This window comes from Bacteroides caecimuris (assembly GCF_001688725.2).
GTDB lineage: Bacteria > Bacteroidota > Bacteroidia > Bacteroidales > Bacteroidaceae > Bacteroides > Bacteroides caecimuris.
In genome coordinates this window covers 477969-490884 of sequence record NZ_CP015401.2, presented here as the reverse complement: position 1 = coordinate 490884, position 12916 = coordinate 477969, and the positions used below count along the sequence as shown (strand labels likewise).

The following is a 12916-nucleotide window of genomic DNA, read 5'->3' as shown; positions in this document are numbered from 1 at the left end:
TGTTTCTAATCCCGCGCGCTATCTACAACCAACCGGTCTCCTGCCAAAAATATTCGTGATATAAACTCAATTATCATAACTTTTTCCTACCTTTCCTCTAAAAAGAAAAATCCCCCGCTCTTATATTCGCATGTAACTTACTTGTATCTAATTAATTATACTTATAGTCCGTAAATTTTCCCACAAAACGCCTAAGACGACAAGTATTTTGTCGTCTGAACTAGTAAAGTTTGTTACTTTCCTCTTCAGCCTAAAAGGACTACGCCGGTGTCCAATCCCTCTATGGATACAATAATTTTGTAAACGCGCTCATGTGGCAGCACAAAGGTAATTATGTTGTCGATAGAGGTATATCGGAAAGGTCTATCCGACCAATAACGATTCTAATGCTTGAAGATCATTTTGCCATTCCGCCTGCTTTTCAAGCCGCTTGAGGTAAACATCTATAAAATCCTCGTCTTTTGTCAGCATGTGCCATACCGCAACCAATAACTTTCGGGCAATGGCTACTTGTATCTTCATCTTGTTCTTATGGCGTTGGGTGCATTGCACGTAGCTGAAGTTTGAGAAAAAGCAGTTTCGGGTTCTTGATGCGACCCAGGATATTTCAATCAATATCTGACGCAGGAATCGGTTCCCATGCGTCGTCCTGTTGCTTTTGACTTTATTGTTGCTTATATCATTGCGTGGTTACACTCCTTAAATATAGGACATTCGTAACAATTAAACGAAGTATGAAGCAGAGTTTCAGGGTTGGCCTCGGTTTTTATTGTGCCGGTGTAGAAAAAATCGATTTTTCTATATAATTTTGTAGGTCCAGTAAAAGAGTTATTTGAAAGCGTGATAAACATGGTGTTCCACAGAGGCTTACTAATTTCTTATCCGTTGCCCACACCTCACGCGGATTCTTTTTAATCTGTTTACAGTCAAATAAATAACTTCGGACTGTATCAAATATAGGAATAAAGTCACTGCTGGGCACTTAGTCCCAGCTGATTTTCAATTGTTTATAATTTAGTTCTTTGACATTTTTGTAATCACAATAGGTAAGTATCTCTCTTACAGGTGTTTTATCCAGTAGAGAAAAGCTCAAAATTTGTAGAATTTCGTAGATTGGACGGTTGACTTTCAATTTGTAAGCGACAATGGCAACCAGACAGTATGTTATGATGGCACAGTACACTTGTGTCTTGACTGCATTCATCGTGGTGCCCCAAAAAGATTTTACTTTCAGGTGTTGCTTTATCCATTTGAAAAATAGTTCCACCTGCCAACGGTTCTTATATAGCAAAGCAATTTCCTCTGCTGAGAGTTCCATGTTGTTGGTGATGAACACAAATTCTCTGTCCAGTTCTTCATCGTAGTATTTAACCCGCCTGAGTTTGTCTGAATATGCTTTGAGCGATTTATACGTTTCAAGCATTCCAATCTGGTCACATTTTATTCCGGTTGTTTTATCGACTTCACGGGAATACATTCTACGGAATCTCATATTATCCTTTGCACGTGTAACGAAGTAAGCACCACAGGTGTGAAGCTTATGCAAACGGGTGAAGTCAACATATCCTTTATCCATGATATAGAAACTTCCCTTTTCATAACTCAACTCATCCAGCATGTTTACGTCATGTACTTTAGCATTGGTTACCAGTACGACTGTCGGTATGGAAGTTTTTACATCATACAAGGTATGAAGTTTGATGCCTCCTTTGTATTTCCTAAATTCTGCCCACCAAAAACATTCAGACAAAGGTCTATGGTGGAGGAATCAAAGGCATAAACATTACCGTCAACTTTCACCTCAAAGTCATTTTTGTTGTAGCTATTACGGGCTTCCGCAATCAGGGTATAAGCAAATTCTTCGTAGATACGATAATCTCTATTCCGGTTTGCTTTCCCCAGATTGGTACGGCTAACTATTGCACCGAATCCCAAGTGATAATACTTGTTCTTGTGTGCCTCGAGGCTGAGCATAAGGTCACGCATACTGTCTCGGGCGGTCAGTTGTCCGAAAATCATGCACTGCATCTGATTCCAACAGGTGAATGTTCTGATTTTCTTATTCCCGGAATACTTCTCTACCAAGCGGTCAAAGAGTAAGCGTCTCCGCGATGTCGTTACTTCTTCCATTTATCCGGTAACAGTTCCCTTATCACCTTTTTGTCAGTGTTTGGTTTAATCTCAATAAATTTGTTCAGTATGTCTTTGAAGTAATCGAATGAGTTTATCCCATTAAGTCTGCATGAGCACGCTAATGAATATATCAGCGCTGCTCTCTTTGCTCCTTGATGACTTCCGCAGAATAGCGAGTTCTTTCTACTTAAACTGATATACCTGTTTAACCTTTCTATCTCGTTGTTATCCAGTTCATACTCGGGTTTGAGCACATAATTGCACAATGCGGGATATTCATTCAGGGTATAATTGACCGCCTTGCTCAAATTACTTTTTGGCAAGGTTGTCTTTTTCGCCTGTATTTGCAACAGTTCATCTTTTAATTCGCTTAATATAGGGATCGCATGCTTCTTTCTGTATTCCAAGGCTTGTTCAGGTGGATATTCAGGTGGCATTTCATGTTCTTTCCTATATAACCTATTGATAATTTCTATAATTTTTTGTGCGTCCTTATTCTGTTTTATATCCAGAAACTTTCGTTTGCAATGTTGGAAACACGCCAGACGGATCGCATTGGGGTATTCTTCGGTCTCCAATATTTTGTAATCCCCCAACCCGTCACACTGTACAGCTCCCCGGTAATCTGGTTTAAGATACCGGGTGAGTACTTTCTTGGCCCGTGAACCGTTTTCGTAAAAGAAGTGCACCAGTCTCAAATGGCTTGCCATAGCCGCCCAAATATATCCTTTGCAGGAATTCTTTCCGGTCTTTGACTGGGCTCCTTTTTCCAATATGGTATGATAAGTCTCATCCATATGCAGATAATCATCCTCGTGGACGGCATCGCGCAGAACTTCCTGCAGGACATCCAACATCTGTGCCGCTTTCCGGATCAGCCCGTGTGCGGTAGACTTGTTCATTTCGAAACCGTTTTCGGCAAAGAGTTTGATAATTCTTTCCACGGGCATGGAATAGATATAACGTAATTGCAGGATACCGGCAATGAAAGAGGCATCATAATTGGAGTTCAGCAACGGCGTGGCAGGCAGACTTCCGGCTATAATATTTCCCAAATACCGGTAATAATACCGGTGGTTAATATGTTTGATGAAACGGGGAGGGATATATTCGTAGCGGATGGAATCCACTATCTTCAAAAACTCCCCGAATTCGGGCTGGAAGCCGGGACAGGACGGATAGATATCATGTTCTTGTATCTCCAGGCCAAAGTATTCCTTACGCCGGGCATTGTTGTTGCCGCGTTCCTTTGGAGAGGGGGCTTCTTTCTTTCGGTTCCCTACCGGTTCGTCAGCGGATGGAACAGGGATTATTTTCTCTGATTTTTTAGTTACCAGTTTGCTTAATGCCCGGTTGGTCTTCTGCATTTTCTGCATAGACGATTCCTTTGCAGCAAAGGCTTTTTCAAGCGATTGTAGTGCTTCTGTAAGAGTTTCAACCTGATGGGTAAGAAGGAAGGCATTGTCCGACTGGGCAGACAACTGTTCGGACATACGCTTGTTCTGAGCAAGCAGCTGGTTGTTTTGTTCAACCAGTTGCCTGTTCTGTTCTTTGGAAAAACGTAATTGTTCCTCCAGCAAGCTTATTATCCGTTTGTAATTCATGGTGTAAAGATACGGATAATATGTTAGTAAAACAAATCATATTCATACTTAAATATTTATATATCAACGCATTAATCGGTTGAAAACTATATTTTAAAACGTTTTCTCAGAAGTACTGAACGCGGCGAGATGCCTCTCATTATCATAAAAAAGATCTCCCATTCAAGCTTACACAGCCCTTGGGAAGGCTTAAAACGGGGTAATTCAAAAGTGCCTTCTTCCAATCGTTTTTGATATAAAATAAATCCATCGGTATCCCAGCGAAGTACCTTGACCATGTCTTTTTTCTTGCCGAAAAACAGGAAAGCGTCTCCGCTTAAGGGGCTGGCATTCATCTGTGAGCGGATTAATTCAGAAAGACATTCGATTCCTTTATTCATATCAATATAGCGTGGATAAAGGTAGTAACTAATGTATTCATTCAGACTGAACATAACTTTGGGCACTTAGTTTGTTATAGGATTCGATGAATTTGGTCAATGCCGGGGCATGGGCTTGTCGGATATTGACTGTCATGCCGTCAGGAAATGTAATGGAAACGCCTTTTAAAACTTCAGGGGAGGATACAACCTGCACGGAAGCCGGCTCTTGTTCAGCAGGCGGACGGGAGGTTTTACGCCGTCCGTAAAAGGTCTGGGGGATTTCAAAAGAGGGATCAGAGGTGGAACGTTCCAACAAGACTTCATAGTATAATACGCTGAGATCAATGCCATGACGACGCATCCATTGACGGACACTTGCAACACGGACATTGTAGGGTTCACAAAAAGACTGAAAACTCAGATAACTATCAGGAAAACTACGAAGATGATGCTTGTAGTCTTCAACAATCAAAGGATAAGAAAGATTGGGAGGAGCCATGTTTTTTTGAGGGCAAAGGTAGAAGACAATGACAAATAAAACAAGACGGCATCGCGGAGACGCTTACGTCAAAGACACGACGGGGAAGAAAATCTGTAAGTTGAGCGAAGATATATTTGCCTTGATTCATTGTTTTGAGCTTTTGGGCAAAGCTAAAACAACTTTTCAATTCAAATCGTCACGCTCCAAAAAAATACATAACTATGCGATTATCAAAGATTTCAAAGAACGATGTTTAATTTAAAGTGCCCACTAGTGGAATAAAGTATGAAATCAGTTAGTTTGAAATCAGTTGATTTCAAACTAACTGATTTCATGTTTGATATTCCAACCATCTATTCCATCTGCTCTTTCGGATAATTCACCAAATACAGTGTCTTCGTCGCCCGAGTGAAGGCGGTATACAACCACCGGAAATAATCGGGAGTCAGATACTCGTCCGTCATATACCCCTGATCTAAAAATACATTCTGCCACTGTCCGCCTTGCGCTTTATGACAGGTTATTGCGTATGCATATTTCACCTGTAAAGCATTGTAATGTGGATCGGCTTTCATCTTTTTCATCCGGTCTCTTTTGTTTGGAATATCTATATAATCCTCAAGTACCGTATAGAACAATCGGTCATTGTCTTCTTTCGACAATGCAGGTGAGTCCGAACGTAAGGTATCCAATAATAGATTCGCATCCAATTCAAAATCATTCTGGTCAGGAAATCTGAGAGTCACTTCCGCAAAGCGAAAACCATACATCTCCCGTGTCTTACGAACACGACGCACGACTGCAATTTCTCCATTGGCAATGAAGTCCATTTCCTTATATTGCTCCGTCCAATAATAATTATTTTTGGCTATCATCAACATATCTCCTGTATTCAGTTCATCTTCCCGCCAAAGGATCTGTGCACGTATTCCGTTATTATATAGGTTCGCGCGTTTATTAGAACGACAAATCACAATCGTCTCATCCATGCCGTCATGATCATAACAACTGGTAATGGCATCAATCAATTCCGTACCCGGCATCATCTTTATATCAGGAAAACCTGTTATTTTTATTTTAGGTAAAGAATAACAATCATCCTCCGCTATCAGTTGCCTCAACTGCGTGGCATTCCACAATATTCCGGATTCTTGTACCTGCCGAACCACTTGGGTAAGATCAATCTCACGCACTTCAAGTCCATAACCTTTCAATGCATCAGCAAAAAGCGCAGGACTCAACTCCTCACCTACCGGGGGAAGCTGTGCGGTATCTCCCATCAACAAGAGCCGGCAACCTTGCCCCGAATACACAAATTGCACCAAATCATCCAATAAACGTCCTGTTCCAAACATACTGCCCGACAGTCCTTCGTTTGAAATCATGGAAGCCTCATCGACAATAAACAATGTATTGGTAGCTAAATTGTCATTGATCGAAAAGTTACTAAGCTCATTAGAAAAAGATTGTTGTCTATATATTTTTTTATGAATGGTAAAAGCCGGATGTCCTGCATACACTGAAAAGACTTTTGCCGCACGCCCTGTAGGAGCCAACAATACAGACTTCTGCTGCAGCTGATCCATCGTTTTCACCAATGCCCCTACCAACGATGTTTTACCAGTACCAGCATACCCTCTTAAGATAAAGACTTCATCTGCCAGCGTAGACAGCAGAAACTCTGAAAGAGATTTTACAGCAATTTCCTGCTCTAAAGTTGGTTGGTAAGGAAAATTTTCCTTAATTTGCCTTTCTAAATAGTTATTTATCATTTTTGTACGAGAAAAAAGTTCAAGGAACTATCGTATTTAAATTTATTTATTCTATTTTTGCGATGCGAATATAACAACTAAAAACATAATTTATCATGAAAACAGTATTTAATATTGTATTAGTGCTCTGTGCTGCCGCATTAGTTTATATCTGCTACAGCAGCATTATGGGTCCTATCAATTTTGAAAAGGCAAAGAAGGAAAGGGAAAAAGCTGTTATTGCCCGCCTGATTGACATCCGTAAAGCACAGCAGGAGTATCGTATGCTACATCGCGGAATGTATGCCCCCAGATTAGACACATTGATTGATTTCGTTAAAAATCAAAAATTGCCGTTCGTTATGAAAATCGGACAGCTGACAGATAAGCAGTTGGAAGATGGATTGACTGAAAAGAAAGCAGTAGATATCATCCAAAAAGCGAAAAAAACCGGCAGATACGATGAAGTTAAGAAATGGGGACTTGAAAACTTCAAACGTGACACTATGTGGGTAGCTGTATTGGATACTATTTATCCGAAAGGATTCAATGCAGATTCTATGAAATATATTCCTCACGGTAATGGTGCTCAATTCGAAATGAACGTTAAAAACGATACTGCCAAATCTGGTGCCCCAGTATATTTGTTCGAAGTAAAAGCTCCATACGAGACATACTTAGGCGGACTTGACAAACAAGAAATCATCAACCTGAAAGACCTGGATTCTAAACTAGGCAGATATAGCGGTTTGATGGTAGGTTCTATCGATACTCCAAACAATGGTGCTGGTAACTGGGAATAATGATTGATTTTACTAAATCAAAACAATATACTTTATCCATCCGTCTTAGTACGGATGGATTTTCTTTTTCTATCTATAACCCGATTCATAACGATTCGCTTTCAATAATAGAGAAAGAGATAGATACATCTCTATCACTTACAGCCAATCTAAAGGCAGTCTTTCACGAATCGGACTTCCTAAATCATCCTTACAAACAGGTAAATATAATGATGGCAAGCAAGCGTTTTACAATCGCGCCATTAGACTTGTTTGAGGAGGAACAGGCAGAACTGCTGTTTTATCATAATCATCAAAAAAGAGAAAACGAAACGGTGCTCCATAATATCCTAAGAAAGAATAATGTAGCTGTCATCTTCGGCATAGATAAAAGCGCACAAACCTTTTTGAATGGGCAATATCCCGAAGCTCGTTTCTATTCTCAATCCACTTCATTCATTGATTATTTTTCTGCAAAAAGCAGATTAGGAAACAGTAAGAAGATGTATGTTTCTGTACGCAAAGACGGCATTGACATCTATTGCTTTGAACGAGGACATCTGCTTCTGGCCAATTCCTTTGAATGTACTCATACAGAAGATCGTATTTATTATTTATTATACGTCTGGAAACAGTTGGAGTTTAATCAGGAACGGGATGAGTTACACCTAACCGGAATACTTCCTGAGAAAGATGTTTTAATGAGTGAACTGAAAAAGTTTATCCTACAGGTATTCGTTATGAATCCTGCAACTAATATTGACATGCAAGCCTTATTAACATGCGAGTAATCAGCGGTATTTACAAACGAAGAAGATTTGACGTGCCTCGGACATTTAAAGCACGCCCTACAACAGATTTCGCCAAAGAAAATCTGTTTAATGTACTCAATAACTATATCGATTTTGAAGAAGGAGTAACAGCTCTTGATCTGTTTGCCGGGACGGGAAGCATCAGTATCGAACTGGTATCCCGTGGATGCGACCGTGTTATCAGTATTGAGAAAGACCCTGCACATCACTCATTCATCTGCAAAATCATGAAAGAAGTGCAGACAGACAAATGTCTGCCGATACGCGGAGATGTATTCAAGTTTATCAAGAATAGTCGCGAACAGTTCGACTTCATTTTTGCCGATCCTCCCTACGCTTTAAAAGAGTTGGAAACAATCCCCGAATTAATCTTTCAGAATAATCTTCTCAAAGAAGGAGGATTATTGGTACTGGAGCATGGAAAAGAGAATAAGTTCGAAGAAAATCCACATTTCCTTGAGAGAAGGGTGTATGGAAGTGTGAACTTCTCACTATTCAGATAAGAACTAAATACAATTTCATCCTTATTAAAGTAGCGGAGCCAATAAACGCACGATAGACTCCGCTGCTTTTTGCATCGACGAACGTCTGACCCAATTCTTCAAAAAGATCTGTGTACTTTCGCGCTGGTCCTGAAGAAATATTTCTTTCATTTCAAGGGCAGTTTCTGCGTCATATATAAAAGCATTCACCTCAAAGTTATGCTCAAAGCTACGGAAGTCAACATTGGTAGACCCTACAGTGGAAAGCATATCATCTGAAACCATCAGCTTAGAATGTAGAAAACCTTTCTTATAAAAATAGACTTTAACACCTGCCTGCATCACATCTGCCAAATAAGAACGCGATCCAAGATGAGTTATCCAGTTATCGGCACGTTCCGGCAACATCAGGCGTATATCCACCCCAGACAATGCAGCTGTTTGCATAGCCGCTAATATTTGTTCCGTAGGCAAAAAATAAGGTGTTTGCATATAGAAATACTTTTTGGCACTGGTAATGGCAACAGTCAATCCCTGCATGATTTCTTTCCATGGTCCGATAGGCTCACTCGTGACAATTTGCACTAAAGAACTTCCGCAAGAGTCAACCTTCGGAAAATAACGGGAAGCGGTTATCAACGTACGGTCTACAAAATACCAATCAAGCAAAAAAGCCGTCTGTAAACCATGCACCGCCTTACCTTCCAACATGATATGCGTATCGCGCCAAATACCCCAAGAAAAGCCACGCATATAACGTTCTGCCAAGTTCATCCCTCCAACGAAGCCCACGCGTCCGTCAATAACGACAATCTTTCTATGGTTACGGTAATTCACCCTACTGGTAAATAAGGGAAAACGTACTTTCAGAAAGCTCCTGACTTCAATACCGGCATTGCGCATTTCTTCAAAAAAACGATTAGGCACATGCCAGCAACCTACATCATCATAGATAACCCGTACTTCAACCCCGTGAGAAGCCTTTTCTATCAGCACATCCCTGACCATACGCCCGATAGCGTCATCTTCAAAGATGTAATATTCCATGTGGATATGCTGCTTCGCTTTTTGCAGTTCACGCAATAATGATTGAAGTTTGGTATATCCTTCGGTATAGACTGCCACACGGTTCCCCTCAAATGGAAACGCTTGGTTCGTTTGCTGGAAAAGCGGAATAAGACGAGAGTATTCATAGGGAACATCCGAGCAATCCTGCGCCAGATATTCGACCATTGGTTTCTTCAATAAGCGGTTGTAGCTTTTTTGCCCAATAATACGTTCGCGACGTTGACTCCGCCCAAAGAAAAAATAAAAGACAAGTCCGACAATAGGAAGGAAAAGCAATATGAGTATCCATGCCATAGTCTTAACAGGATTACGGTTGTCAAGAATGATAATGACAATCGTACCGATAATGGCTCCGAAATAAAGAATATCAAAAGCCACTGTTGCTATTTGGCTGAGTATATAGTTCCAATCAATCATAGGAATCTCCTTTCATACGGATACTAAACAACAAATATAGAGTAAATTATCGGATTAACAAAGAAGTCCTGGTGACAACTCTATCAATCGTTGCCGTCAGGACTTCCTGTTCATCCAGACTTTATATTGATTAAAAGCGCATGGGTCTACCACCGCCACCAAAACCATGTCCTCTTCTTGGGTCTCCTCCAAAGCCATGTCTATTACCAGCTTTTCCACCCAAAGTATTAAAACGATATACAAAATGTACCATGAAATAACTTCCCAAAGTATTGTATTCCGTATCACTCATCATTGTTTCACTAATAGAACGGGATAAATTAGTTTGTTGCTTCAAGATATCATAAATTTTAAAACGAATAGTCCCAGAGTTATTCTTCAAGAAATTCTTAGATATCTGGGCATTCCATAACACCTCATTATTATTTAATCCACCTGTGTATCCATCCTTAAACCGACAGTTTACATCCGTAGAAATAGATATCTGCCATGGAAGATTTACATTCGTATTAGCTCCTATATAATAATCAAACGTCTCGCGGTTACTATTTTCTTGCTTGCTATTTCGAACCAAATTATAATTGACCGAACCGCTTAAAGACAAATCAAACAGTTCACTACGGTAACTACTCGTAAAACGTTCGCCCAAAGCTAGATTATGCGTAGTACTTAACTCCTGATCTAAATTTTTATTATTTCCAACGCTTGTATAACTTACCGCATCACTATATCTGGCATTTGTATTAGATGAGATTGTAAATTTCTTATTTTTCAACGGAGTATTAAAAGAAAAATATCCTCTCGCCTGCCAATTCCCATTTACATTCTCCTTTTTATAAACCCGTGCACCAGTTTCAGGATCATACGTCATTTTATTAGCTACAGAATTCAATGTATTTGTATAATATAAATTAACAGAATAACTACGCATAGCTTCTGGCACATACTTCCTATAATCAAGCGTGAAACTATTGTTGAATGAAGGCTTCAAGTTTGGATTACCATATCTCATATTCATTGGATCAGTAATATCAATCACCTCTTGTAAATCTTCAATATTAGGAGTGCTACTCCGTCCACGATAACGGAACATTAACATATGCTGTTTATTAAACATATAACGGAACATTATTGAAGGAGCCCAATTCAGCACATTTTGTTCGGGATAGTTTTTTTTGTAATTAGGACCAATAGTTGTTTCGCTTAAAGATGTTTGAGGAGTTAAGCCAACGCCAACACTATACATCATTTTAGGGTGAATACCGCGCATAGAAACATCTGCAGTATGAGTATCATAAAAATTTTCCACACGCGTACTTAAATCATTATCATATCCGCGTTCCATGTATTCCGGATATGGATAACGATTAATGCTATCATATACTAATGCCTGTGACAATTGTTTACGATGAGCAAACTCATAACGCAATTGTAAGAAATGGTTCTTAAAAACAGGTTCAGTATAAGAAGCAGATATACTCCAATTACGGCTGTCACTATTACGATCTGTATATCTTGCAATGTCAGAAATACTATCCAACTCAAAAAACTCAGTGCTTGAATTAGAATAAGAATCTGATTCGCTATCACTATAGCCGAAACGTGCTCCTAAATACAAATTTCGCCCTTTATTATTCAACCTCCGAAAGGCCATCAAAGTACCATTAAAAGATGCATTATGACTTTTAGAAGAAGAGGCAGCTTCCTTTTCATTAACAGGGCTATGCAAATTATTTTCCGTTTTTGACCAAGAACTATTACTTGATTCCGTCTGTGAGTAGCTACCATTGGGACGAAAAATTATTGTAGTCAATGTATCAGGACGCCATTCCAAACGAAAATCAACCTTAAAATCATGACGATTACGATTTGAATAGTTTTCACTCTGGGCAAAAGAAGAAGTTTCGCCCAAGAATGTTTCTGAAGAAGTTTTACGACGGGCATCATTATCAGAATGTCCATACTGAACATGTCCTCCAATTTGAAATTTCTTTGTGTCTTTAGCAAAATTAATACCCAAAGATTGTGCCGTTGTAATACCGGAACCTGCATTTCCACCTCCTAATCCCTGTCCGGCATCACCAAATTCTGAAAAACCTTTATTATTGGTATTATTAGCAGAACCAATTACAGAGATACTGGAATCATCTTTAAAACGGCTAATCATCACCCCACCTTCATATCGTTCTTGACTTCCATAGCCTGCAATCAAATTTCCAATCCATCCCTTCTTCATCCCTTTCTTCACAGTTAAATCCAAAACAGGTTCTTCCTCACCATCATCAATTCCTGTGATACGCGCCATATCACTTTTCTTATCATAGGCTTTTACTTTTTCAATCATATTAGCAGGCAAATTTTTCATTGAGACTTTAGGGTCATCGGAGAAAAACTCTTTACCATCAACCATAATCTTTTTGATTTCTTTTCCATTTATAGTGATCTTACCTTCATCACTAACTTCAGCACCAGGAATCTTCTTTACCAATTCTTCCAACATTGAACCTTCAGGTACAGGATAAGCAGCTGCAGAGTATTCTGTCGTATCAGCTTTTACAGTTACAGGAGGTGCTTCGGCAGTAATCACCGCTTCCTTCAGCATGACAGCATCCGGGTCCAATGCAATGGTTCCCATTTTTTTATCAGTGGTGTTAGCAGATAATTGTACCGGCACGAACTTGGTTCGGAATCCAATATAGGAAACTTTCAACACATATTTTCCGGCTTTCACTTTGGGGAGAGTAAACCATCCCTGGTTACTACTGGCTATACCTGCCGCATAAGCGCTATCGGGTAATGATAACAATTGAACTGTAGCCTGCGCTGCAGGCTCTTTTGTGTCGGCTTCCACCACACGTCCCGAAACAGTAATAACCTTATTCTGTGCAAAAATTGAGAAGGTGCATAGCAACATCAGCACCAACCCTGCTGAAAATCTTTTCATTTACCTTATTTACGATTATATTAGTAGCAATAACAATGCCTTTTTGACAAATCGAATCGCAAAAGGTTTAATTGAAAAGA

Annotated in this window: 11 protein-coding genes and 1 pseudogene; 3 read left to right on the top strand and 9 right to left on the bottom strand. The window is 39.7% G+C overall.

All coding sequences use genetic code 11. The features are described from left to right. Positions 1-363: 363 nt before the first annotated feature. From A4V03_RS21750 to A4V03_RS01835, 7 genes and pseudogenes are all read right to left on the bottom strand, one after another. Positions 364-690, bottom strand: a pseudogene (locus A4V03_RS21750) (IS110 family transposase); the annotation flags it as partial. A gap of 292 nt (positions 691-982) precedes the next feature. Next, on the bottom strand, positions 983-1687 hold the full coding sequence (locus tag A4V03_RS21215) for an IS4 family transposase (protein ID WP_236588678.1): 705 nt from the start codon (positions 1685-1687) through the stop codon (positions 983-985). Then, a complete protein-coding gene (locus tag A4V03_RS21210; RefSeq protein WP_236588679.1) occupies positions 1675-2130 on the bottom strand; it encodes a DUF4372 domain-containing protein in 456 nt (151 codons plus the stop codon). The genes A4V03_RS21215 and A4V03_RS21210 overlap by 13 nt, the downstream gene beginning before the upstream one ends. Continuing rightward, positions 2118-3737, bottom strand: a complete 1620-nt coding sequence (gene tnpC, locus A4V03_RS01855; protein WP_065537734.1) for an IS66 family transposase — start codon at positions 3735-3737, stop codon at positions 2118-2120. The genes A4V03_RS21210 and tnpC overlap by 13 nt, the downstream gene beginning before the upstream one ends. 86 nt (positions 3738-3823) lie before the next feature. Then, complete coding sequence (gene tnpB, locus A4V03_RS01850; protein WP_065537733.1) at positions 3824-4171, bottom strand: IS66 family insertion sequence element accessory protein TnpB; 348 nt, start codon at positions 4169-4171, stop codon at positions 3824-3826. After that, entirely contained in the window at positions 4155-4598 is a 444-nt protein-coding gene (locus tag A4V03_RS01845) for a hypothetical protein (protein WP_065537732.1), read from the bottom strand. The genes tnpB and A4V03_RS01845 overlap by 17 nt, the downstream gene beginning before the upstream one ends. Before the next feature lie 335 nt (positions 4599-4933). Beyond that, entirely contained in the window at positions 4934-6352 is a 1419-nt protein-coding gene (locus A4V03_RS01835) for an ATP-dependent DNA helicase (RefSeq protein WP_065537730.1), read from the bottom strand. A 95-nt stretch (positions 6353-6447) separates the two neighbouring features. On the opposite strand from A4V03_RS01835, the gene A4V03_RS01830 reads away from it, so the two are divergent. The 3 genes from A4V03_RS01830 to A4V03_RS01820 are packed head-to-tail and all read left to right on the top strand — an operon-like array spanning position 6448 to position 8428. Continuing rightward, positions 6448-7134, top strand: coding sequence for a hypothetical protein (locus A4V03_RS01830; RefSeq protein WP_065537729.1), 687 nt, complete (start codon positions 6448-6450; stop codon positions 7132-7134). Then, positions 7134-7904, top strand: coding sequence for a DUF3822 family protein (locus A4V03_RS01825; protein WP_065537728.1), 771 nt, complete (start codon positions 7134-7136; stop codon positions 7902-7904). Before A4V03_RS01830 ends, A4V03_RS01825 begins: the two co-directional genes overlap by 1 nt. Further along, positions 7895-8428 carry an RsmD family RNA methyltransferase gene (locus tag A4V03_RS01820; RefSeq protein ID WP_065537727.1) on the top strand — a complete coding sequence of 178 codons (534 nt, stop codon included), beginning with the start codon at positions 7895-7897 and terminating at the stop codon, positions 8426-8428. The genes A4V03_RS01825 and A4V03_RS01820 overlap by 10 nt, the downstream gene beginning before the upstream one ends. A 24-nt stretch (positions 8429-8452) precedes the next feature. Here the strand turns inward: A4V03_RS01820 and cls are convergent, their stop codons facing one another. Both cls and A4V03_RS01810 read right to left on the bottom strand, forming a co-directional pair. Further along, complete coding sequence (cls, locus tag A4V03_RS01815; RefSeq protein WP_065537726.1) at positions 8453-9892, bottom strand: cardiolipin synthase; 1440 nt, start codon at positions 9890-9892, stop codon at positions 8453-8455. Positions 9893-10022: 130 nt separating this feature from the next. Beyond that, on the bottom strand, positions 10023-12836 hold the full coding sequence (locus A4V03_RS01810; protein ID WP_065537725.1) for a TonB-dependent receptor: 2814 nt from the start codon (positions 12834-12836) through the stop codon (positions 10023-10025). Between the last annotated feature and the right edge of the window lie 80 nt (positions 12837-12916).